This window comes from Oscillospiraceae bacterium, from assembly GCA_034925865.1.
Classification (GTDB): domain Bacteria; phylum Bacillota; class Clostridia; order Oscillospirales; family SIG627; genus SIG704.
Genome location: JAYFRN010000025.1, coordinates 70450 through 95404, shown reverse-complemented (window position 1 = coordinate 95404; position 24955 = coordinate 70450). Strand labels below are relative to the sequence as shown.

Sequence of the window (24955 nt, the reverse complement as noted above, 5' to 3'; positions counted from 1 at the left end):
CTCCCGGTATATTATCGCATTGTCCCCGGAAACATCAGGGATGTAACTTCATTTGGTCAGGCTGTCAATGAATCGGGAATATCTGATATGGTTGTAATAGCCGACAAGGGCTTCGGTTCGGAAGCAAATTTTGAGATGCTTGAAGCTAGCAAGTTGAAATATATAGTGCCATTGAAGAGGAACAACGGTCTTTTCATACGTGACAAGCTGAAAACCGGTAGCAAGGATGCTTTCGATGGATATTTTATGTTCAATGGAAGGGTTATTTGGTACTATTCATACGAGGTCGACGGCAAAAAGCTGCTTGTTTATCTTGACAACGATCTGAAGAACGAGGAAGAAAAGGACTATATACGTCGTATAGAATCCAATTATGATGACTATACCCGTGAGGGATTTCTTGAAAAGCAATATGATTTCGGCACGATAATTTTTCGGACAAATCTTGATGAAAACGCCGAAAAGCTGTATTGCCTGTACAAGAGCAGAGGAGAAATTGAGCAAAGCTTCGACTTCTTGAAAAACTTGCTCGAGCTTGATGTTGTTTACCTGCAAGATAAATACGCTGTTGAGGCATGGGCTTTTATCAATCACATTTCACTTATGCTGGCTTTTCTCATTTACAACCTTCTGCGTTCCGGCAATCAATTATCAACATATTCAATTTCAGATTTCATCTTCCACCTTAAGTATATTCACAAAGTAAAAGTCAACAACTCATGGCTTACTTCCGAAATTTCCGGCAAAACCATTAAATTGCTGACTTCTCTTGATTTACATATTACTTAATTTGTTGAAAGTTAGGGCTTAATATATAACATTGAATGGGGATTCCACAAATGGCTGTACGTCCATATTAATTGTGTTATAGTTCAAATCAATATATTTAACTGAACACCATACTATATTCGAATTCGTTTTCTGCTTTTTTGTCACCTATCTATTGTATTATAACACTTTTCTATAGAATATTTTGCCTTCATATGTGTATTCGCATATTTTTTTCTGAGAAATAAGCTCATTTAATATTGAGACATCAGCATTCTTTATTCTTATATAATGCATGATGATATCTTCTCTTACGGGATGAACAGAGGTAATGCTTAATAAGTCGTCCGCGACATTATCTGTGAAGAAAAAGCCCTGTTCATCGTCGTCTTGAGTGATGCATTCAACGCTTACGCCGGAAGCATTGTTTATTAAACCCGCGGCTTCGATTAGCTTTTCACTTGTCGCCCTGCGTATATTACTTTCAGCCGGAGGCCTTGTAGGAACGAGTATATATGATTTTTTAGGGTTTATTTCAGCAATTTGCTTCGCTATGCTTTCAAGATTGCGGGTGCCGTCGTTATACCCCGACACAAGCATGGTCTCGGTTACAAGTGTTCCTTTATATTGTTTGGCAAATTCGATCATACTGTCGAGTATCTTTTGAAGGCTCAGGCTGCCATGCGGTCTGTCGATCAAACGCCAGGCCTCCTCGTCGGCGGCGTCTACTTTCACGGATACCCAGTCCGCTTTTAAGAGGTCAGCTTTTACCTCGTCCATCCATAAAATGGACGCATTGGTAATTACCGCTGTTTTAACATTCAGGCTTTTCAATAAATCAAGCTCAACGCCCAGATTTATATCAACAGTCGGTTCACCGTCCGGAACAAATGAAAGATAATCCAAACATTCCCCGTTTTCCCTGATTTGATTTACCTTGGTTTTCACTTCGGAGAATATCTTTTCAGGCTCGTAAAAAGCCTCTCTCCTTATTTGCATTCTGTTTGTTCTGCCTATCTGGCAGTAAACACAGGAATACGGACATACTTTTGGCGGAATATTATTAATTCCGAGACTCTGTCCGAGCCTTCTTGACGGAACGGGTCCGAATGTTATCATATTAATGTTCCTTTCTGTATTTTAGAGTATATATATTCTTATAAAAGCTTTCTTTTAAAAAGATGTTTAATACGGATATATATATTCATTATCAGGTTTTTCCGCGTCTTCCACGGTTAAAACCTTGACATACGGTACTATATTGCCGTCACATTGCTTTTGATCTATTATACCGGTTACTTTTTTCCATGAATCCGTCTTAAGCTCGGATGCCTGCGCATAACTGCACATAAATCCGACCGGAACCATATCAGCCGCGCAGCAAACCATCATCAATCTCGCGGCCGCAAATTCTTCATTTGTATATTGATCGCTTTTGAAAACCATACCGACGCATTCGATCTTCATTCCTATATATTTATCTATATTGCTATAAATTTCATTGACGCATTGATAAAAATTGCTATCGGTCACCTTTATGACGCCGTCCTGTATTTGCAAGCCACTGTCCTTGGCGCCGCCGGAAACGTTATCTGAGGAGCCCGGATCAGAAGAAGATCCGCTGTCAGCTGCCTGACCGGTTTTCTGAGACGGCGTGCTGTCGGCTTTGCTGTCAATGCCGGAAAATTCGACGCTTCCCAACGATCCGTCATTTGAGCTGAAGGCTTTGGCAGGCAAAGCAAACGCCATGATAAGCGGTATTATGTAAAACAGCAATGACCAGGATCTTATTTTTTTCCCAGATATTGTAAATAATCCGCCGAGCATCAAAAACGCGATAATGATCATTACAGCGGACGCAAAAATAATAATCGGAATATTTCTCGGATGCACATACATATTTACCGAGCCGCTGAAAATGGTATAAAGAAAAAACGATGCAAATCCGAGCAGCAGAATGCTTTTTAGAGCTGTATTTAAATTAAAACAGCTTTCAGTTGTCGTTTTCATTGCTCTCCTCACTTAAATTATTAAGATAGTCAGTAAGTTCAGCACAATAAAATTGAGAATAAAGATCATCAATGTAAGCTTTATGACAAAGCCTTTTTTGAAGCTTGATAAAAGCATCAGCAGATTCTTGATATCCATCATAGGACCGAATACCATGAATCCCATTATCGCACCTAAGGTGAATCTGTTCATAAAGCTCCTCGCGATAAAAGCGTCCGAGGTAGAACAGGCGGAGAAAAGAAACGCCATTGTCATCATGATGAGAAGAGAAAGCCAGCTTTGCGCATTCAGATCGGTAAACGCTTCTTTCGGAATTAATATCTGAATCAGGCTTGTTATACATGCCCCTATGATAAGATATTTTCCGACATTAAAAAATTCATCGCCGGCATGCAGAAATAGATCCTTCAATCTATGTATGAATCCTTTTCGGATATGCTCGTCCTTGTTATGTTCGTGTGAGCAGCAGGAGCATTGATGCGGCTCGGCTTGCTTTACTTTTTTCCCGGCAGGCTTATTTTTATTTTTGCTTTTTTTATCACAGTCACAATGCTCTGAGCCGCTGTCAATAAATTCGCTGCTGTTTTTCATGAACAGCGACATGCCGATGCCGACAAGCAGTGCGATGAGCAAACCGAAGCCTACTCGTTTAAACATAATATCCGGTCTTCCCGGGAATGCATACAATGTGGATACAATGACAATGGGATTGATGATCGGCGCGGAAAGCATAAAGGTTATCGCGATAGGCATTGCCACGCCCTTTTTGACAAGCCTTGCCATAACCGGGACTATGGCGCATTCGCATACGGGAAAGAAAAGGCCGGCAAACATCGCCGTGAGAAACCCTAGGCCATGTTTTGTCGGAAAAATTTTAACTATCCATTCATCCGGTATAAAAACATGCATTATGGATGAAACCAGAACGCCTATCAGCATAAAAGGAAACGCCTGCATCAGTATACTGATAAAAATGGTATTAAAGGTTTCGACTTTTTCCATATCTATTTTGATCAGATCCATTGCGCGAAGGACATAAAACAGCAGATATCCCACTGTAAGAAAAAGCACTATGCCTGTAAATATACCTGAAGCGCCTGATTTTTTTTCGAGTGGTATATCATCAGGGAAATTATTATTTGATGATGCCTTCATTTGACCGATCCTCCCGCAGACCGCGCATTCCGGCATTTCGGGCAATATCCGTAAATATCCAGCTTATGTCCCGCAATAGTATAATCAGTCTCTATAGCCAGGTTTTTTTCATAATCCTCCAGCGGACAACCCTTTATTGCCGTTATTTTTTTACAGCCGAGGCATACCAGATAATGCGTGTGCAGCATGCGGTTATATTCATACAACGCTCTGCTGTCACTGTCTATATTTATCTTTTTTACAAGGCTTTTATCGCATAATGTGTCGAGAGTTCTGTAAACCGTAGACAAATCCACGGTTATATTCATTTCTTTCATTTTCTGAAAAAGCTGTTCGGCGGCGATAGGCTGGCTGCTTTTTTCAAGAATTTCAAGTATAGCCAAACGATGCCTTGTGCTTTTCAAACCTTTTATTTTCAGATTATTGGCAAAATCAGGCCTGTCCATTTATATCACCTTTCAAAAATTTTTTTCCCGGCTTTTTCTGCTGTGATTTACGAACAACAAATTAATTGTATAAGAGATAAAATATCCTATGACTGATAAAACCACTATCGCCGCTCCGGACGGTATATTTATTACATATGAAATCCAAAGCCCGGCCAGGCAGTAGACACATCCGAGCAGGACAGAATAAAGCATTCTCTTTTTCAGGCTCGGGGTTAAAAGTCCGGCTGTCGCGGCGGGCGCGGTAAGTAAAGCGAGCACAAGAATGATCCCGACCACCCTGATCAAAACGACGACCGTCATCGCGATCAGAACAAGCAGCAAATATTCCAAAAAGGCTGTCTTAATTCCTTTTATCGAAGCGAATTCCTCGTCAAAAAGATAGGCCTTCCAATCGTTGAACAACATGACTATTACGAGTATTACAACAAAAGTAAGGCATACCATCAAATAAAGATCAAATTTAGTTACAGAAAGAATGTTCCCGAAAAGATAAGAGCTGAGATCCGGCGGATATCCTGGCATCAGGGCAATAAACAGAATACCGAGCGCCATACCGAGCGACCAGAATAACCCGATTATGACATCGGACTGCGCGCCGCCTTTTCTTTTTATATATCCTATTCCCAAAGCGGCGCATACAGAAAACAAAAAAGCGCCGATGATCGGCTCAAAGCCCAGCAAATATCCCAAGCCAACTCCGCCGTATGAGGTATGAGCTATTCCCCCGCTCATCATAACAAGCTTTTTTTCGACGATTATTACACCGATTATACCACAGACGACGCTGGCCAAAATTCCGGCATAAAGGGCGTTCTGTAAAAACTGATATTCAAAAAGCGCCTTAATCATTATGAGTTCCCTCCCTGTGCTCCTTGAGCACCCTGTGGGGCACTCCATGCGCGATCAGATCGACCGGGCAGCCATAAAGGCTGTTCACGACGCTTTGACTAAGCTCCGGCTCGCCGTGATAAACAAGCTGCCTGTTGAGGCAGGCCAATCTGTGAACCTGAGATGATATAGCCAGCAAGTCATGAGTAACAAGCACTATAGTCATGCTTTTATTTAATTCCGCAAGTAAATTGTATATTTGCTCGCGCGAGACGGCATCCACGCTTGCCGTCGGTTCATCAAGGAGCAAAAGCCTCGGATTGACGGCGAGCGCTCTTGCGATAAGCATTTTCTGAAATTCGCCGCCGGACAAGTCAGATATCTGGCGTTTTGCGAGTTTCGATATGCCGACCCGTTCAAGTAAGCTGTATGCCGTTTCCCTGTCCTTTGCCGTATATCTGTAAAATGGCGACAGACCCCTTTTCAGGCATCCTGTGAGGACAACCTCAAACAGAGTAATCGGAAATTTTTTGTCAAGCACGGCAAACTGAGGAACATATCCAATCAACGCTCTGCTTTTCCCGATACTGTTTCCGTATATCCGCACGGTACCGGATGTTACCGGGACAAGTCCGAGAATCGCCTTCAAAAGTGTCGATTTGCCTCCGCCGTTAGGCCCGATAATCCCGAGATATTCGCCGTCGGCAACATCAAGACAGACGCCCGCGATCGCGGGTGTCTGTCCGTAATATACTGATAAATCTTTAATTATAACTGCAGGATTATTGGTATCTGCGTTTATCATTTCATAACCTCGGACATTGTTTGGGCCATTCTTTTAATATTTTCTATGTAATCAGCCGCTAAAGGCGCAAGCTTCAATGTTTTCCCGCCTATCTCCTCTGCAAACGCTTCCGACTGGCTGCTGTCTATTTCTTCCTGATAGAATATTACTTTTATGTTTTCAGCTTTCGCGGTATCTATCATTTCCTGCAAACGCTGAGCCGTCGCTTCCTTCCCTTCTTCCTCGAGAGCGTACATTGTAAGTCCGTAATCATCGGCAAGATAACCAAACGCGGGATGATATACTATGAATTTTTTGCTCTGCACGCCGTCAAGCGCCTCTTTGATATCTTTGTCAACACTGTTAAGCTGTTCGATATATGCCTGCGCGTTTTTTTCATATGTATCAGCGTTAGCCGGATCAAGCTTGCTCATTTCATCTGAGATCGTCTTGATCATAACTATGACTCTTTTAGGTGAAAGCCATATATGAGGGTCTCTTTCACCGGACTCGAACTTTCTGTCGGCATAAACCTCCGCAACCTTGTCCGCAAGAGAAATTACCTTTTTATTACCCGCTTTTGGCAGAATGTTTGCCGCCTCTGTCGGCACTCCGATTGAAAAATACAGAGCTGCCTTTTCGAATTTCTCCATCAACTCCGCGGTAGGTTCAAAATTCTCCGGACTGTTTCCGGGCGGAACCATTGTGACTACCTCCGCGAGATCACCGCAAACAGCTTTTACAAAGGTCTGTTCCGGAACAATAGTAACGGCGATAACCGTTTTCTGTGTCTCATTGCCGCTTTTTATGTTGCAGCCGGTAATAAACAGCATACAAAGGACAAGCGATAATCCAAATATTGAATAAAATATTTTTTTACTCATTATAATCTCCTGATTTAACGTTTTCAAATGCGAATCATTTGCATTTGCGATGATAATAGCACAGAAATGATTCAATGTCAATAGCATAATAAGCTTTTCGATAAGACATTACGCAAAATGTTCAATAAAAAAATCTCAATCTTGAAATGTTTGCATTTTTATGTTAATATAAATTGAGGATTTTATAGGAAGGCGGTTTTATAATGCATATCCAGGAATCGGGAGAAATGTATCTTGAGACAATATTGATATTGTCAAAGCGTAGCTCTTCTGTCCGTGCGATAGATGTCGGCGAATATATGGGATACTCAAAGCCGAGTGTAAGCCGCGCTATCGGTCTATTGAAAGAGGGCGGCTTTGTCACGGTTGAAAACGAAGGCTTTCTGACTTTGACTGAAGAAGGAAAAGAAGTCGCGAAAAAAACATATGAACGCCATACCCTTCTTACCGAAGCATTTATCAAGCTCGGAGTCGACAAGGATGTGGCGGCCGAAGACGCATGTAAAATCGAGCATGACATCAGCAATGAAACCTTTGACGCTATAAAAAGGCACATGTTTAATAAGAAATGATTTTTAAACCTTTTAAATATTTAATTTTCGTTATTGATATATTTTACTCTCTGATTTTCAAATAGTAATGGAGGTATTCTATGCGTTTATGGACTATCCAGCCAAAAACGCTGTATGAAAAACTGAAAACTGTAAAAATCATACACTGTGACCAAACAAAATCGGATTTAATTACGGAATGGGGATATTCTCCCGCTTACGATTGGCTCATTGAACAAATGATTTCGAAAATAGGGACGCCACCGGAATATGTTAAGTATCCTATATGGGCATGGCACACAGTTGATTGGCAACATAAAAAGCCGGATCTGCGCCGCAGGGAATTCCGAGGCTATAGTGAAGATCAGGTCTGTATTGAAATTGAAATACCGGATTCAGACGTTTTACTCAGCGACGAGGTGATGTGGTTATATGTTCTCAACAATTATTATTATGGCAACTCCACCTGCGATCAGATGTTTGACACTGAATCAAAGTGGTTCGACAGCTTATCTCCGGATGAACAATTAGCAGCAAAATCAAAATCGTGGAAAAAAATTTTTGATGTCTTCCCTTGCGGTGAAAACAGACAGGATTCAGCAGGTCAATACATACAAGCCACATTTTGGGAGTTAAAATACGATCAGATTCAATTAGTTAGGCATTTTAAGGGAAATTAAATTTGTTTGCGGATGTTTTTATATGTCATTATAATAATCAGTAAAACATCAACAGGAGAATTCATAATGAAAATTCTAGAAAACGTAGATACATACAGAGTTAAGGAACCGTTATTTGAAGGTGTCCGCGTGATAATGAATTACCTCGGAGAAACATATACATCCGAGTATATTCAGGGAATATCCGGGGCGGCTTTCCGTATTGCCACCGGCTGTCCCAGCAGGCCGACATGCTGCATGATGATGTGGTCAACCGACTTGATAAAACTGTTAGGCTACGAATACAGTGAATATCCCTGCTTTGGACCTGATGGAGAAAAGCTGACTGATAATATGATAACTGCGATACGGCAGCAGATAGACGCGGGAAAGCCCGCGCTCGTATGGCACGCAATGACAAGCGCCGAATGGGATGTTGTCTGCGGCTATGATGAAATTAATAAAATCTTCTTCGGAAGAGGCTCTTATTGGGGTCCGGAATCGGCAGAATACCACACAGAATCCTGGGACAGAGCAGAAAAGGCTGTGGAAGTATGCCCCGCTTTCGGTGCTGTGCTTATTGGAGAAAAAACGGGGAATTTTGACGCAAAGCGCGCCGAAATCAACGCTTTGACAGATGCCGTTTCTCATGCAAGAACCATTAATGACGAGCCGGAAAAAGGGGGCTGGTATTCCTATGAAGGAATTCAAGCCTTAAAAAAATGGCATGAGGCATATTCTAATTCAGGAAAAGACAGGGATCTTGCAGATGCATACTGTTTCGATATATACAGTTCTGTACATTCGGCCGCTCCGGGCTTTTTACGTGAAATTTCATGCCATTTTCCGGAATCCGCGAAGCAATTGCTTAATAAAGCCGCGGAGTATATGGAAGAAGAAGCGAAAGTCTTTAAAAGCTGCGCGCCGTATCTGGGATGGAATTCACCCTGGGGAGTAAACGAGGAAAGAAGCAAATCGGTTGCGCCGCTTCTCGAAAAAGTCGCAATGCTATATGAAAAGGCTATTGAATGCATTGAGCAGAGCTTGAATCTTCTTAATATAACATAATTATACAAAAAGGCAGGAGTGATTATTTCTCTTGCCTTTTTTGTCTTACTTCATAAATGTGTCTGCTTGCCTAAATTTACAGTCATTTCAGTATATGTGTCTGAATTCATTTAATATGTATTGCGAACGCATATAAAATGTATTATAATATAGATATATTCAGGTATTTAATCTGCAGACGGAGGCGTACTATAATTGGAATACAATTCTGAAGTCAGTGAAGTACTGCTGAGTTATAAAAAGCTATGGAAACTGCTTATTGACCGTGATATGCGCAAAAACGCCCTGCGCGCTTTGCTCAGTCCGAGCACTGTTCAAAAACTAAATCATAACGAACCTGTTTCAATGGAAGTCCTTATGAAGCTTTGCACGTTTTTCAGTTGTCAGATCAGTGATATCGTCGAAGTTATATATTTGAGGTGAAACGAATGGCCCAGTTTACAAAACAGGCGATCATACAAACATTTATAATGCTGCTGAACGAAAAACCGTTCGATAAAATTACCGTTACCGATATTGTCGAGCGTTGCGGAATAAACCGCAATACCTTTTATTATTATTATAGTGATATTTACGCGCTCATCGACGAGCTTTTTAAAACTGAAACTCAAAAGATCATCAATGCCAACAAGGAATTTAATACATGGCAGGAGGGATTTTTTGAAGCAACCGGTTTCGCACTTGAAAATAAAAAGGCAATCTTTCATATATACAATTCCATGAACCGCGATGTACTGGAAAAATATATATATGATGTAACAAAAAACAATATGACTCAATTTGTACAAAAGCAGGCCGAAGGGCTTGACGCGTCGAAAGAAGATATCAATGCGATATCGGCTTTTTATACTGCCGCGCTTGTCGGGCTTGTTACAAAATGGCTTCAGGACGGAATGAAGGACAATCCTGAACCATTCATAGAACGGCTGGGCATCCTCCTTGAGGGCGATATCAGAGCCGCTCTGTTGAAAACAAAGCAAAGCATACAAACACCCCGCACTGTATGAAAAACAGTTAAAATTAAAAAATGGTCTGAAAAATATACAAATCCGTGCCGCTGCCAAAAAAACAGGCAGCGGCTTTATTATGTCCGTAGAGTAACAGAAGCCATGAGGATATACTGACACAGAACAATAAACAAGAAAGGATTAGGATTATAAAAATGAGGTTTACGGATAAAGCAAAATACGCTGCTGCCATGAAGGCGTATGACTACATGGATAAAAATCCGGAGAAAAACATTCCGAAGCTGCTTAACGACCTGGTCAAGCTTGACCAACAATTCAATCACGGCGAAAACACCATAGCCAACCAATCAAAAGCGATTGCGAATGTCTTTGAAAAGCCTGACAATAACTGGCGTAAACTTGTTTTGAGTTTGTGGTCAGACATTGATTCGGGCGTGAGACGCAAGACATTTGAAACAATCGCAGTGAACAATTCGTTCATCGGATGCAAAATTCAAAGGGAAAACAAAGCAAAGCACGAGTGCAATATACCGTGGGCCATGCTGATAGATCCGACCTCGGCCTGCAATCTCAAATGTACAGGCTGCTGGGCGGCAGAATACGGAAACAAGCTTAATCTTACGCTTGAAGAACTTGACGGAATTATCAAGCAGGGCGAAGAACTCGGCTGTTATTTCTATATTTATTCCGGCGGAGAGCCGCTTGTAAGAAAAGCAGATATCATAACCCTCTGTGAAAGACATCCGGAATGCGGGTTTCTCGCGTTTACAAACGGCACGCTGATCGATGAAAAATTCGCGGACGACATGCTCTGTGTGAAGAATTTCGCTCCGGCTATCAGCGTTGAAGGCTTTGAGGAAGCAACAGATTTCCGCCGCGGTAAAGGAACCTTTGCCGCGGTTATGAAAGCAATGTCTATACTGAAATCCAATAAGCTGCTTTTCGGCGTGTCCTGTTGTTATACAATTAAGAACGCCGAATCAATCGGAAGCGAGGAATACTTTGACGCAATGATAAATTGGGGGGCAAAATTCGCATGGTTTTTTACATATATGCCGATCGGCCGCGACGCTGTTCCAGAGCTTATGGCAACGGCAGAGCAAAGAGAATTTATGTATCACAGGATCAGAGATTTTCGGAATAAAAAGCCTTTATTCACTATGGATTTCTGGAACGATGGAGAATATGTCGGAGGCTGTATCGCCGGAGGCAGAGATTATCTGCATATAAACGCAAACGGTGATATCGAGCCTTGCGCCTTCATACACTATGCAGATTCCAACATTCGTACAGACACGCTGCTTGAGGCTTATAAAAAGCCGCTGTTTATGGCATATCGCGAAAATCAACCATTTAACGATAACATGCTTCGTCCATGCCCCGTGCTCGACAATCCAGGCCGCCTGACGGCGATAGTAAATAAGACCGGCGTCACTTCAACAGATGCTGTTGCTCCCGAAAAAGCCGAAGATTTCGCAGATAAGTGCGTCGACCGGGCCAATGCATGGGCTCCCGTTGCGGAGAAGCTTTGGAAATGCAATGGCAAATACAGCGAATGCCAAACATGCGATGAAATTAAAAAGCAATGATGGCAGTTGATCATTTCGGAGGATTAATATGAAACATTTCTTTACTTCGGAATCGGTGACACGCGGACACCCAGATAAGGTGTGCGATCAGATTGCCGATGCGGTTCTCGATGATATATTAGAACATGACCTGACAGCCCGCGTCGCCTGCGAGGTGACTGCCGTTACCGAAAAGGTACACATTATGGGCGAGATTACTTCGACACATATGCCTGATTTCGAGAAAATCGCACGCTCGGTTATCCGTGATATAGGTTATACAAAACATGGCTGCGGCTTTGACGCAGACAACTGTAAAATTGAATTGGATATACACGGTCAATCGCCTGATATTGCATTGGGAATAAATAGGCGGTATGCTGAGGACAACGGCGCGGGAGATCAGGGCATGATGTTCGGATATGCCTGCGGCGAAACCGCCGAGCTGATGCCTCTGCCGATTTCACTTGCGAACAAGCTTTCAAAAAGGCTTGAATATGTCCGCACATCGGATATCATTCCGAATCTTCTGCCCGACGGCAAAACCCAGGTCACGGTCGAGTATGACGACGGAAAGCCCGTGCGTGTTTCGGCTGTGATAGTATCGACGCAACACGAGTCTTGTATCGATATCGATACGCTGCGCAAAAAAATCGTCGATAAAGTCGTGCTTCCAACTCTGCCGGATACGCTTATAGACGATAAGACAAGCATTTTCATCAACCCGACCGGACGCTTTACACTCGGAGGCCCGGCGGCCGATTCAGGCTTAACCGGACGTAAAATTATCGCAGACACTTACGGAGGCTACTCGCGTCACGGCGGCGGTTCGTTTTCAGGCAAGGATCCGACAAAGGTTGATAAAAGCGGCGCATATATGGCCAGATATATAGCCAAAAACATAGTGTCGTCCGGAATGGCAGACAGATGCGAGGTTCAGCTCGCGTATGCTATCGGACTTGCAGAACCTGTATCCGTATATATCTGTACATTCAGCACAGGACGCGCCGGCGACGACATTATAGCAAAATGGGTATGCGACAACATCGATATGCGTCCGGAAATGATAATCCGCCGTTTCAATCTTCGCGCTCCGATATATTCGCGGCTTTCCTGCGGAGGCCATTTCGGTGAAAATGCGCACGGTATGGGCTGGGAAAAGACAGATCTTGCGGAAAAACTCAGGCATGATATGCAAATAAACATTTAACTCAGAGAGGATAAATATGCAGAAATTCGGTCGCGTGGTGGTCAGATTTCGAATCCCGATTCTGATCATTGCAGTTTTATTAATAATTCCCTCCGCGTTCGGTATTATAAACACACATATAAATTACGATATGCTTTCCTATCTGCCCGACGATATGGATACGGTAAAAGGGCAGAACATACTTCTCGATGAATTTGGTAAAGGGGCATTTTCGCTTGTAATAGTCGAAGGAATGAATGACCGTGATGTCGCTGCTCTCGAAAAAAAGATCGAGTCGGTTGATCATGTCGCGGACGCATTATGGTATGACGACTTGTGCGACATTACAATCCCAAAGGAAATTCTTCCCGAAAAATATTATAACGCTTTCAATTCAGGAGACGCTACTCTGCTTGCGGTTTTCTTTGATTCTTCTTCATCTTCGGATGAGACCATGAAGGCAGTAGGAGAGATACGAGCTATAACCGGAAAGCAGTGCTTCGTATCCGGCATCTCCGCGCTGGTAACCGACCTCAAAGCGATGTGCGAACGCGAGGAGCCAATTTATGTGACAATAGCCATTCTTTGTGCCCTTGCCGCAATGATGCTGTTCATGGACAACTGGATAGCGCCTCTTATATTTCTGGCAAGCATAGGAATAGCAATTATTTTAAATATGGGCTCTAATATCATAATCGGTGAAATTTCATATATAACAAAAGCACTCGCGGCGGTTTTACAGCTCGCCGTCACAATGGATTATTCTATATTTCTCTGGCACAGCTATGAGGAAAAAAGATGTCTTTACCCAGACAATAAAGATGCGATGGCATCGGCAATTTCCGATACGATCACTTCTGTCACAGGAAGCTCGGTAACAACGATAGCGGGATTTATCGCACTCTGCTTCATGAGTTACACAATGGGCAGTGACCTCGGTATAGTAATGGGAAAGGGCGTTTTGTTGGGTGTTATCGGCAGTGTGACCACGCTTCCGGCGCTGATACTGCTGTGCGATCCATTGCTTTCAAAGACAAATCACCGCTCGCTTATTCCAAAAACAGATAAATTAGCTGCATTTTTGGTAAAGCGTTCGTGGGTGTGGCTTGTCATCTTCGTCGTGATGCTTGTTCCCGCACTCTACGGATATATTAATACGCCTGTTTATTATGATTTCACAAACATACTTTCAAATGACGATATAAGCAGCATTTCTGAAGAAGACATGGGGTTCTTTATCGCCAACACAAAGCTTAAGGAAAATTTTGATATTGCCTCGACACACATGATACTCTGTAAATCCGATATGCTGCCCAAAGACGCGAAAGAAATGCTTTCGGAAATCAAATCGGTTGACGGCGTTAAATTAGCGCTCGGACTTGATTCCGTCGTAGGCAGCCTTGTACCGGAGGAAATGGTTCCGGATTCGATACTGCGTGTTCTGAAGAGCGATAAATATCAGTTGATTCTCATAAACTCCGAATACAAGGTTTCAACCGACGAATGCAATAAACAGATTGATTCCATAAATTCAATACTTAAAAAATATGATGAAAACGGCATGCTTATCGGTGAAGCGCCGTGTACCAAGGATTTGATTGAGGTCACCGACCATGACTTTACCGTTGTAACATGGATTTCAATAGCCGCAATCTTTGTGATAATCGCTCTGGTATTAAAAAGCTTATCGCTTCCGGTCATCCTTGTTTCAGTCATAGAATTTGCTATTTTCATCAATCTGGGAATATCTTATTATACGAAAACATCAATGCCGTTCATCGCTCCAATCGCGATAAGCACAATTCAACTTGGCGCAACAGTCGACTATGCGATACTTATGACAACGCGTTATAAAAGCAACCGAGCGGCAGGGGGGATGGATAAGCAAGCCTCGGTTATACAGGCGCTTGCCTCAACGATACCGTCGGTTCTGGTCAGTGCGCTCGGCTTCTTCGCGGCGACATTCGGCGTAGGAGTTTATTCAAATGTCAGCCTTATCAGCTCGATGTGCAACCTTATGGCGCGCGGCGCTATAATCAGTATGCTCGCGGTTATATTCGTGCTGCCTGCACTTCTCATGCTGTTTGACAGGGTGATTAAAGCAACAAGTCTGGGATTCAGTTCAAAAAAGCAAACTAAAGAGGGTAATATATTATGAATAAAAAAACATTCGCAATAATAATGAGCATTGCTTTTGCCGTTTCCGCTTCGGCGATAGGACTTTCGTCATTGGTGAAATCGGGAGCCGAATATAATGCTGACTGCACGGGAGCCGCTTCAGCTGTTTCTGATGCATCAACAGTCGGCAATGCAACTTCAAAGGCAGATAAAGCCGAAACTGTTTATATAATTGCCGCCGCGGACGGCAGCGCGCAGAAGGTCATCGTGACGGACTGGATCAAGAATATCGCTTCCGCAGACAAGATAAACGATAAAACACTGCTTAAAAACATCGAAGCCGTCAAAGGTGACAGTTCTTATACAATTTCCGGCGACGAAAAGATTTGGGATGCAAAGAGCGGCGACATTTACTACAAGGGAACAATTGACAAGGCTCTTCCCGTGGACGTTATTCTGACCTACACACTCGGCGGAAAAACCATCTCTGCCTCCGAACTTGCCGGAAAAAGCGGACGAGTGACGCTTCGTTTCGATTTTAAAAACAATCAGTACGAAACCGTAGAAATCAACGGCAAAGATGAAAAAATCTTTGTTCCGTTCGCGGTTCTTACGGGACTTGTTCTCGATAATGACAAGTTCACAAATATTGAAATAACAAACGGCAAAATTATTAACGACGGAAACAGAAACATAGCCGTGGGATACGCGTTACCGGGCGCTCAGGAAAGCCTGAGCCTCGGACGTGACATAATAGACATTCCGGATTATATTGAAATATCGGCGGACACGACCGGATTCGAGCTTCCGGCTACTCTTACGCTCGTAACCAATGAGCTTTGGAACGGTTTTGATGTCTCAAAGCTTGACAATGCCGATTCACTCAAAGATAAGCTTTCCGAGCTTGATTCAGGAGCATTTGCGCTCGTAAACGGCACATCAGAACTATATGACAATATGCAGAAGCTCGCCGACAAGCTGCCCGATATCGTCGATGATATCATTTCCGGTGTAAAAACGCTCGACGAAGGCGCCGAAAAAATTGGCGATAACATGAAAACGCTTACCGGAGGTCTTTCGGATCTGCAAACCGGACTCAAAAGAATATCCGGAAACAGCGCCGCACTCAACACGGGAGCCAAGCAGGTATTTGAGTCTTTACTTGCTACAGCTGATTCCGCGCTTTCAGGCGCAAGTATCACGGTGCCTAAACTCACAATAGATAATTACTCTAAAACTCTCGACGGAGTGGCCGCTTCCATTTCCGAGGAAAACATACGCGCAAACGCTAAAGCAAAAGCGATTGAACTGGTGACGGCACAGGTCAATGTAAAAAAAGATGATATACGCGTACAGATCAAAGCCGGATATCGCAATCAAATTCTCGAAGGCGTGCTTAAAGCCGTCGGTATGAATTACACCGCGGATCAATATGATACTATGGCTGCTCAGGGGTATGTGGATACGGTCACTCAGGCGAAAATTAGCAGTGCGGTCGATGCGCAGCTTGACACAATGACCGACCAACAGATACAGAAGCTAATTGATCAAAACATGAAATCCGATTCGGTTATCTCGCAGATCGAAGAGGCTGTCGCAAAAGCAGCCGCAGGAAAATCTCAGATAGAATCTCTGAAAGCGCAGCTTGACAGCTATAAAACCTTTTATGCGGGACTTTCGGATTACACCTCGGGCGTGGACAAAGCATATGAAGGAAGCAAAAGCCTGTATTCGGGCTCCAAAAAGCTTTCTGAAGGAATGGACGAGCTTAAAAACGGACTTGATGAATTCGGTGATAAGGCCGCCGCGCTTTCCGATGGTGACCAATCTCTGACAGCGGGCGTCTCGAAGCTTGCAGACGGCGCGAAGAAAATTGCAGAAGGAACGCAAAAATTTTACAGCGATGGTATTTCAAAGCTCACCTCTCTTGTGGGAGAAGATGCCGCCAACGCTCTTATTCGTTTCCGCGCAATGCTTGACGTATCCGGAGACTATAACACTTTCGGCGGCATTTCAGACGGTATGAACGGAACAGTTAAATTCATTTATCGCACCGCCGCGGTTGACAGCGGAAATTAATCGCTCCGGAATTGTTCTTAAAAGCTTCTCATGTGACATAAATATCGCACGAATTCGGGAGCTATTAAGCGGCTCCCGAATTTTTCAAATATTCAATTGGATATGTTTTATTTATATACTAATCATAAAATACGAACTATTATTTTTAATATATGTAACAACGGTTTATTTTTGATATATATAACAATATGTATTGCTTTTTTTGTTTTTATGGTATATAATATGATAACTTTTATACTGGGGTATTAATTTTTCAATGAATCGCGTAATTTCGAATTTCATAAAAAGTCTTACGGTAACACGTTTTTTTGCGCTGGCTTTTATAATTATAATTACGACCGGCACGATTTTACTGTGTCTGCCGGTATCTTCGCGAGCTTTCGAATTTACTCCATTTATCGATTCCTTTTTCACCGCGACCAGCGCCACATGCGTTACGGGCCTTGTTTTATATGACACGTATACTCATTGGTCGCTGTTCGGTCAGACTATCATACTCATCATGATACAGGTTGGCGGTATCGGGTTTATGACAGTCGCATTCACCGTTGCTTTTTTCAAGAACCGCCGTATCGGTCTCAAGGAGCGGGAGCTCATGCAGGAATCCGTCGCCGCTCCGCAGATAGGCGGCATAGTAAAGCTCGCAAAAATGATAATAATAGGCACGCTTATTTTTGAAGGAGCAGGCGCGCTTCTTCTCTCCTTCAGATTCGTCCCCGAAAAAGGCTTTTTCAGCGGAGTATTTTCCGCTATATTTCATGCCGTCTCAGCTTTCTGCAATGCCGGATTTGATTTGATGGGATACAAAGGCGAATACTCTTCACTTACCTCTTATTCCGGAGACTGGTATGTCAACATTATTATAATGCTTCTTATTATAATCGGCGGTATCGGCTTTTACGTGTGGAGTGATTTAAAGGAAAACAAATTTCATTTCAAGAAGTATTCAATACATACAAAGCTTGTTCTCACTGTGACCGCAATACTTATAATAATCCCGGCAATTATGATATTCCTCATAGAAAAGTATGATGCCGGGGTGTTATCCAACACGCCGCTTTCAGAAGCTTTGGCGTCCTCGCTGTTTCAGTCTGTAACGACAAGAACCGCCGGATTCAATACACTTCCTGTTGCATCGCTCAGCGACGCCGTCATACTCGTTCTTATGATGCTGATGCTCATCGGCGGCTCTCCGGGGTCAACCGCCGGAGGTATTAAAACGACAACATTTGCCGTTCTCGTCATGTCAATCAACGCCGTCATGAAAAAGCGTGAAAATCCCGAATGCTTCAAGCGCCGTCTTGAGCCTGACATTTTAAAAAAAGCCGCGGCCATACTCATAGTTTATATGGCTCTGATTATAGCCGGCACAATGATACTTTGTATTACTGATGACATTCCTCTCAAAGAATCCTTATTTGAGGTTTTCTCCGCAATAAACACGGTCGGTCTATCGCTCGGTGCGACCGCAAAGCTTGGCGTAATCTCAAAAATCGTTATCGCTTTGCTGATGTATTTCGGACGTATAGGCTGTCTGTCAATAGTAATGGCTTTGAGCGCAACCTATCTTCCGCCTCCGATTTCTTACCCACTCGGCAAGGTTGCGATAGGATAACGCTCGGCAAGGTTGCGATAGGTAAAAGCCTCAAGCAGGATAACAGAGAAACGCGGTATTTTTCGGGATAATCAAGCTGCATTCTTATCCGGCATACAACATATTTATGTACAGTAAACATATACTAATTACATGTAAAAAACGCACTTGCCTCTTCACGCAGCCCGTGAGTCTTACCCAAGGCAGGTATCAGAATTATTCGAAGGTTATAATATGAAATCCATTCTTATAGTCGGTATTGGACGTTTCGGACGCTTTTTGGCAATCAAGCTTGCTTCATTAAAAAACGAAGTCATGATTGTCGACAAATCAGAAGCCGCCATTAATGAAGTGCTTCCTTATGTCACCACAGCTCAGATAGCAGATTTTTCAAATGAGCAGGTCGTAAAATCAACAGGCGTATCAAATTTTGACGTATGTGTTGTCGCCATAGGAGACGATTTTCAAGCCTCTCTTGTGATTACCTCTCTTCTCAAAGAAAACGGAGCCAAATACGTAATCGCAAAGGCTTCACGCTTGAACCATGCCAAATTTCTTCTTAAAAACGGTGCCGATGAAATTGTTTATCCGGAAAAGGAACTCGCCGAAAGGCTTGCCGTCAAGCTCTCCGCCAAGAACGTTTTCGAATATATAGAGCTATCTGACGATTACGCTATTTATGAAATACCGCCGCTTAAAAGTTGGGTCGGTAAATCGATAGCGCAAAAAGGAATCAGAAGCAAATACAACATAAACATCCTTGCTATCAAGCAGGAGGGCATTATTTATCCGAATCCCGATCCCGAGTTTGTATTCACCGGGAAAGAGCATCTTGTCGTCATGGGGCGTAAAAAAGATATAGAAAAAACTGTTGATTGACAGCTGCTCTGACCAAGGTAAAAATAATAAAATTTCCTCTTGCTTTTTATTACGGCATGTGATATAGTATAATGTGTTTAAAAAATGTTTGTCTGATCATATGCGATTTTCTCGCTGAAGGCAAGCTTCATTATCAGAATCGGAGGTGTAAACAGAATGAAAAACGGAATCCATCCGAATTATAAAGATACCGTGATTGTATGCGCATGCGGTGCCGAATATCCGACAAAATCCACAAAACAGGATATTCACGTAGAAATTTGCTCTAAATGTCATCCGTTCTTCACCGGCAAACAGAAGTTTGTCGATGCAGGCGGACGTGTTGATAAATTCAACAAGAAATTCAATCGCGGTTGATTTTTCGTTATGAGCAAACGGCGGGATGCGAATGCATGCCGCCTTGTTTTTATCTTCACACGAAAGGAATATTAACGTCATGCAAGAACAAAACAATTTCATTTCATATTCCGATACCGAAATGCCCAAGTGTGCGCTCTGTGCGCTGATTAATGATACATTTGATGAAAAGGCAGCCGAAATATCTCTTGACGAGCTTTCGCGCCTTGTAGAGACGGCAGGCGGAATCCCGTTTGCCAGGATCACGCAGGCGCGCCAGACTCCCGATCCCACCACCTATTTCGGTTCAGGAAAGCTTTCGGAATTGAAAAAGCTATGCGAAGACAATGCCGTAACGCTGACCGTATTCGATGATGAGCTGTCACCGTCGCAAATAAAGAATATAGAAGACGCAATAGGTGATGTCCGCGTAATTGACCGCACGATGCTTATCCTCGATATATTCGCAAAGAACGCGAAAACTTCAGAGGGTATGCTGCAGGTTGAAATCGCGGGGCTTCGCTACACCGCTCCGCGCCTTATCGGAAAAGGCACGGAAATGTCCCGGCTCGGCGGCGGCATAGGAACACGCGGTCCGGGTGAATCAAAGCTCGAAACAGACAAGCGCCATATCAAGAGGCGTATTTTATTTCTTGAACAAGCTCTTAAGGAGTTGGAGGGCAAACGATCCGAGCAGCGCAAAGGCAGAAAAAAGAGCGGGCTTCCTCAAATCGCAATCGCCGGATACACCAACTCCGGCAAATCGACGCTTTTAAACAAGCTGACCGACGCGGGCATACTTGCCGAAGACAAGCTTTTCGCAACGCTCGATCCGACCACGCGTAAATTAAAGCTGCCGAATTCAGCGGAGGTACTCATGACCGATACTGTCGGCTTTATCTCCCGCCTGCCGCATCATCTGATCAAAGCATTTAAATCTACGCTCGATGAGGTGACTTTTGCCGATGTCGTAATCGTGCTTCTCGACGCGTCGGATCCCCAGGTAAAAAAGCATTTCGAAGTCAGTGATTCAATCCTCTTACAGCTTTTCACCGAAGCCGGCAAAAAATATCCGAAAACTCTTTATGTCTTCAATAAATGTGATCTGCCTGAAGCCGAAAAGCTCACATTCGGGCTGCCCGAAATAAAGGATTCTGTTTTTATCTCCGCCAAAACCGGTGAAGGCATTCAGCAAATGCTTGAAAAAATGGAAGCTCTCATATTTGAGGATACCCGACATGTCAAGCTGCGTTTTCCATCATCGGAAGGTCAGATCCTCAATTCCCTTTACAAGCTCTCTGCCGTAAGGTCAACCGAATACGACGGATCTGATACCATTGTAGAAGCCGATATAGATGAAAAAACCGCCGGAATTTATAAAAAATACATCATTTGATCATAAAGGAAAGCGATATGCCGAAACCGAGAAGAACATTGGATAAAACCGCCTCGAATTCCGAAAACAAATCCGCCGCAATCAGCGAGCGTCCCATAACAAGGACGCTCGAGGAAAATTACATGCCATACACCATGAGCGTGATCATTTCTCGTGCTATCCCGGAAATCGACGGCTTCAAACCCGCCCACCGAAAGCTTTTATATACCATGTACAAGATGGGTCTGCTTGGCGGACAGCGCACGAAAAGCGCGAATGTCGTAGGGCAGACAATGAAGCTCAACCCGCATGGCGACATGGCTATATATGAAACTCTCGTGCGTCTTACAAGGGCAAATGAAGCGCTTTTACATCCATTCATAGACTCAAAAGGCAGCTTTGGAAAACAATATTCCAAAATGGCCTTCGCCGCCGCCAGATATACCGAGGTAAGGCTTGATTCAATTTGCGGTGAGATATTTTCAGGAATAGATAAAGACGCCGTTGACCTTGTCGATAATTACGACAGCACGCTTAAAGAGCCCGCGCTGCTTCCCACGGCATTTCCGAATCTTCTCGCAAACCCAAACACAGGCATCGCAGTAGGAATTGCCTCCAATATATGCTCATTTAACTTAGGCGAGATAATCGACACGACAGTCGCGCTTATCCGCGATCCCGACCATGATATTTTTTCCACGCTTAAAGCCCCCGATTTTTCCACCGGGGCAATGCTTTTATATAACCGTGAGCAGCTTGAACAGGTATACCGTACCGGAAAAGGCAGTGTTCGTCTGCGTTCAAGGTACAATTATGAAAAAAGCGGAAATCTGATCGAAATCAAGGAAATACCTTATACCACAAATATTGAAACGATAGTTGATAAGATCGCCGATCTCGCAAAATCCGGAAAGCTCAAGGAAATTTCCGATGTGCGCGATGAAACGGATTTGAATGGGCTTAAAATTGCAATTGACTTAAAGCGCGGAGTCGATCCTGACAAGCTTATGAAGCGATTATACAAGCTCACCACCCTTGAAGATGATTTCCCGTGCAATTTCAACATCCTCATTTCCGGAACGCCGCGACTGATGGGGATAAAGGAGATTATTTCCGAATGGCACGCCTTCCGCTGTGAATGCCTGCGCCGTGAGCTTTATTATGACCTTCGTAAAAAAGAAGAGAAGCTGCATATGCTGCGCGGGCTTGAAAAGATTCTTTTGGATATAGACAAGGCTATTGCGATTATTCGCGGCACAAAAAACGACCGCGAGGTCGTCCCGAATCTAGCCGCCGGCTTCGATATTGACGAAGCACAGGCCGAGTATGTCGCAGAAATAAAGCTGCGCAATCTCAACAAGGAATACATACTTCAGCGCACCGCCGATATCGAACGGCTTCTCAAGGAAATTGCCGATATCGAAGCGATTTTAAAGAGCGAAAAGCGTCTTGACAATATGATCGTAAAGCAGCTTACAGATATAAAGGAAAAATACGCAATTCCCAGAAAAACCGAAATTATATACGAAGACGCGCTTCCTGCTGAAGATACGGAAAGCGAACCGGAAATTGAGGATTATCCAGTTTATGCCGTGATGACGCGTGACGGATATTTAAAAAAGATTTCACTCGCCTCCATGCGCGGCAATGACGAGCAGAGCCTTAAGGAAAAGGATGAGATCGTGTTTTCCGGTGAAGTCACAAACCGCACCGAAATATTATTCTTATCCGACCGGAGCCAATGCTATAAAGCGCGAATGTCGGATTTTGAAGGGACAAAGTCATCTGCATTAGGTGATTTCATCCCGGCAAAGCTCGGTTTTGACAGCGGTGAGCGCGTGATGTTCACTGTTTTTACCGTTTCATACGCCGAAACGCTTTATATTCTATTTGAAAACGGCAAAGCCGTCGCGCTTTCGATTGAAACCTATAAAACAAAAAACAACCGTAAAAAGCTCACGAATGCTTATTCGGATTCTTCGCCTGTCTGCGCTATGTCTGTCCTTCAAGCGGGAGAGGACGCCGAATTTTTAATCAAGACAGATTCGGGACGTGCGCTGGTGATAAAGCCGTCATTGATCCCGCTTAAGTCGACCCGCACAAGCGGCGGCGTTCAGATTATCGCGCTGAAAAAGCAGGACAAGCCATCCTTGTTCGTTAAAGTCGAAAAAGGCAGCAAGACTCTTTCAAAATACAGGAAGCTCAAGGTTCCTTCTCCCGGTGCCATTTGGGAAGATCAAATAAGTCTGGATCAGGAAAAACAATAAAACATCAATAAAATAATATTGTTTAAGGTGCGGTGTTTATTTACACCGCCCCTTATTATAAATTGTCCGGGCGACCCTTGCGGTTGCCCGGACAATTATCAGCAATTAAGATCAATATTCATATTGACCGAATCGGTCGACAATCAGCACCTTGTTACGATCCGAATCCGATGCTTCGACATGTCCTATGACCTTTGCGTCTATTCCGAAGCTTTCGGCAGAAGCAATTATCCTGTCTGCCTCACATCCGTCGCAATATATTTCGGCACGGTGGCCGCAGTTGAACACATTGTATAGCTCGCGGCGAGAAATATCGCATTTTGAAAGCGTTTCAAAAAGCGGCGGAAGATCGAAAAGTGAATCCTTTACGTATTTAAGCCCTCTGCCGAAGCTGCGGCATTTTACCTGTGCGCCACCGCTGCAGTGAATTATGCCGTATATTCCCCGGCGCGAATCGTCCAGGATACTTTTAATAAGCGGAGCGTATGTGCGGGTGGGAGAAAGCACGGCGCGGCCGACTGTAATGCCGGATGCTCCGGGAAGCTCGTCGGTAAGCAGATATTTACCGCAATAGACCAATTCGCGTTCTATCGTGGGAGAAAATGTCTCAGGGTATTTATCGCGATATACGGAAGAAAAGAGAAGATGACGCGCGGCGGTAAGCCCGTTCGAGCCCATTCCGGCGTTATAACGCTTTTCATATACGGCTTTTCCGGAGGAAGCGAGGCCGACGATCACATTTCCGGGACGGATATCCGAGCAGTCGATCACGTCTGTGCGGCGCAGCCTGCAGAAAACGGTGGAATCGGCGATGACAGTCCTTACAAGATCGCCGACATCCGCAGTCTCGCCTCCGGAAAGAGTAATATCTATTCCGTATCTACGCAGAATGTCGGCGCATTCCTCATATCCGCCGATTATGCGCTTTATCACGGAGCCGGGAATACGGTGCGCGTTTCGCCCTATCGTATTGCTGACCACAAAGCCTCCGGTAGCTCCGACGCAGAGCAAATCGTCGATATTCATAATGAGTGAATCCTGAGCTATATCGGAGAAAACATCCTCTTCGCCGGTTTCTTTATAATACATATACGCAAGAGCGCTCTTTGTGCCGGCGCCGTCCGCATGCATGAGAGCGCAAAAGCCGTCGTCTCCGCACGGATCGGAGATCATCTTACAAAATGCGCCAGGGAAAAGCCCTTTGTCGACATTTGCGATTGCGCTGTGCACCTCGTCCTTTGAAGCGGAAACGCCTCTGCCTGCGTATGCCGAATCCTTATTGTTCATATGGATGTAACTCCTTGTGAAATATTACTCATATAAATTATTACGCGTTTTACATATGAGTTTATTATAATCCAGCGGGAGTATTTTGTCAACAGAAGCCCATAAACACGCATTAATGCGGCAATTTCTAAACGGCAAT

The 24955-nt window shown here is 43.8% G+C and carries 23 protein-coding genes; 15 read left to right on the top strand and 8 right to left on the bottom strand.

Annotated features, from left to right (window positions below):
• A partial coding sequence (locus tag VB118_09370) for a transposase (protein ID MEA4832805.1) occupies positions 1 to 789 on the top strand: 789 nt, incomplete at its 5' end.
• A gap of 159 nt (positions 790 to 948) precedes the next feature.
• Here the strand turns inward: VB118_09370 and VB118_09365 are convergent.
• The 7 genes from VB118_09365 to VB118_09335 all read right to left on the bottom strand — a co-directional run bounded on the left by VB118_09365 (position 949) and on the right by VB118_09335 (position 6878).
• Positions 949 to 1887 carry a radical SAM protein gene (locus VB118_09365; protein ID MEA4832804.1) on the bottom strand — a complete coding sequence of 313 codons (939 nt, stop codon included), beginning with the start codon at positions 1885 to 1887 and terminating at the stop codon, positions 949 to 951.
• Positions 1888 to 1953: 66 nt separating this feature from the next.
• Positions 1954 to 2778 (bottom strand): TIGR03943 family protein, encoded by an 825-nt coding sequence (locus tag VB118_09360; GenBank protein ID MEA4832803.1) that lies wholly within the window; start codon positions 2776 to 2778, stop codon positions 1954 to 1956.
• Between the two features lie 12 nt (positions 2779 to 2790).
• Positions 2791 to 3933 carry a permease gene (locus VB118_09355; protein MEA4832802.1) on the bottom strand — a complete coding sequence of 381 codons (1143 nt, stop codon included), beginning with the start codon at positions 3931 to 3933 and terminating at the stop codon, positions 2791 to 2793.
• Positions 3930 to 4379 (bottom strand): transcriptional repressor, encoded by a 450-nt coding sequence (locus VB118_09350; protein ID MEA4832801.1) that lies wholly within the window; start codon positions 4377 to 4379, stop codon positions 3930 to 3932. The genes VB118_09355 and VB118_09350 overlap by 4 nt, the downstream gene beginning before the upstream one ends.
• A gap of 12 nt (positions 4380 to 4391) precedes the next feature.
• Entirely contained in the window at positions 4392 to 5231 is an 840-nt protein-coding gene (locus VB118_09345; GenBank protein MEA4832800.1) for a metal ABC transporter permease, read from the bottom strand.
• Positions 5224 to 6015 (bottom strand): ABC transporter ATP-binding protein, encoded by a 792-nt coding sequence (locus VB118_09340; protein ID MEA4832799.1) that lies wholly within the window; start codon positions 6013 to 6015, stop codon positions 5224 to 5226. Before VB118_09340 ends, VB118_09345 begins: the two co-directional genes overlap by 8 nt.
• Positions 6012 to 6878: a zinc ABC transporter substrate-binding protein gene (locus VB118_09335; GenBank protein MEA4832798.1), complete on the bottom strand. Its 867-nt coding sequence runs from the start codon at positions 6876 to 6878 to the stop codon at positions 6012 to 6014. Before VB118_09335 ends, VB118_09340 begins: the two co-directional genes overlap by 4 nt.
• A gap of 203 nt (positions 6879 to 7081) precedes the next feature.
• On the opposite strand from VB118_09335, the gene VB118_09330 reads away from it, so the two are divergent.
• The 14 genes from VB118_09330 to VB118_09265 all read left to right on the top strand — a co-directional run bounded on the left by VB118_09330 (position 7082) and on the right by VB118_09265 (position 23529).
• Complete coding sequence (locus VB118_09330) at positions 7082 to 7450, top strand: metal-dependent transcriptional regulator (GenBank protein MEA4832797.1); 369 nt, start codon at positions 7082 to 7084, stop codon at positions 7448 to 7450.
• An 80-nt stretch (positions 7451 to 7530) separates the two neighbouring features.
• Entirely contained in the window at positions 7531 to 8109 is a 579-nt protein-coding gene (locus VB118_09325) for a DUF3841 domain-containing protein (GenBank protein MEA4832796.1), read from the top strand.
• 66 nt (positions 8110 to 8175) lie between these two features.
• Positions 8176 to 9156, top strand: coding sequence for a hypothetical protein (locus tag VB118_09320; GenBank protein ID MEA4832795.1), 981 nt, complete (start codon positions 8176 to 8178; stop codon positions 9154 to 9156).
• Positions 9157 to 9351: 195 nt separating this feature from the next.
• Positions 9352 to 9579 (top strand): helix-turn-helix transcriptional regulator, encoded by a 228-nt coding sequence (locus tag VB118_09315; GenBank protein ID MEA4832794.1) that lies wholly within the window; start codon positions 9352 to 9354, stop codon positions 9577 to 9579.
• A gap of 5 nt (positions 9580 to 9584) precedes the next feature.
• The gene (locus VB118_09310; GenBank protein MEA4832793.1) at positions 9585 to 10163 is read left to right on the top strand and encodes a TetR/AcrR family transcriptional regulator; all 579 of its coding nucleotides are present in this window, start codon (positions 9585 to 9587) and stop codon (positions 10161 to 10163) included.
• A gap of 209 nt (positions 10164 to 10372) precedes the next feature.
• Entirely contained in the window at positions 10373 to 11713 is a 1341-nt protein-coding gene (locus tag VB118_09305) for a radical SAM protein (protein MEA4832792.1), read from the top strand.
• Positions 11714 to 11741: 28 nt separating this feature from the next.
• The gene (metK, locus tag VB118_09300) at positions 11742 to 12902 is read left to right on the top strand and encodes a methionine adenosyltransferase (GenBank protein MEA4832791.1); all 1161 of its coding nucleotides are present in this window, start codon (positions 11742 to 11744) and stop codon (positions 12900 to 12902) included.
• A gap of 16 nt (positions 12903 to 12918) precedes the next feature.
• The gene (locus VB118_09295; GenBank protein MEA4832790.1) at positions 12919 to 15039 is read left to right on the top strand and encodes an MMPL family transporter; all 2121 of its coding nucleotides are present in this window, start codon (positions 12919 to 12921) and stop codon (positions 15037 to 15039) included.
• Positions 15036 to 17078, top strand: a complete 2043-nt coding sequence (locus VB118_09290; GenBank protein MEA4832789.1) for a hypothetical protein — start codon at positions 15036 to 15038, stop codon at positions 17076 to 17078. The genes VB118_09295 and VB118_09290 overlap by 4 nt, the downstream gene beginning before the upstream one ends.
• 256 nt (positions 17079 to 17334) lie before the next feature.
• Positions 17335 to 18693 carry a TrkH family potassium uptake protein gene (locus VB118_09285; GenBank protein MEA4832788.1) on the top strand — a complete coding sequence of 453 codons (1359 nt, stop codon included), beginning with the start codon at positions 17335 to 17337 and terminating at the stop codon, positions 18691 to 18693.
• 213 nt (positions 18694 to 18906) lie between these two features.
• Positions 18907 to 19551: a TrkA family potassium uptake protein gene (locus VB118_09280; GenBank protein MEA4832787.1), complete on the top strand. Its 645-nt coding sequence runs from the start codon at positions 18907 to 18909 to the stop codon at positions 19549 to 19551.
• A 156-nt stretch (positions 19552 to 19707) separates the two neighbouring features.
• Positions 19708 to 19908: a 50S ribosomal protein L31 gene (gene rpmE, locus VB118_09275; GenBank protein MEA4832786.1), complete on the top strand. Its 201-nt coding sequence runs from the start codon at positions 19708 to 19710 to the stop codon at positions 19906 to 19908.
• 79 nt (positions 19909 to 19987) lie between these two features.
• Positions 19988 to 21283, top strand: coding sequence for a GTPase HflX (gene hflX, locus VB118_09270; protein ID MEA4832785.1), 1296 nt, complete (start codon positions 19988 to 19990; stop codon positions 21281 to 21283).
• Between the two features lie 17 nt (positions 21284 to 21300).
• On the top strand, positions 21301 to 23529 hold the full coding sequence (locus tag VB118_09265) for a DNA topoisomerase (ATP-hydrolyzing) subunit A (protein ID MEA4832784.1): 2229 nt from the start codon (positions 21301 to 21303) through the stop codon (positions 23527 to 23529).
• A 111-nt stretch (positions 23530 to 23640) separates the two neighbouring features.
• Here the strand turns inward: VB118_09265 and VB118_09260 are convergent, their stop codons facing one another.
• Positions 23641 to 24816 (bottom strand): AIR synthase-related protein, encoded by a 1176-nt coding sequence (locus VB118_09260; protein MEA4832783.1) that lies wholly within the window; start codon positions 24814 to 24816, stop codon positions 23641 to 23643.
• Positions 24817 to 24955: the final 139 nt, after the last annotated feature.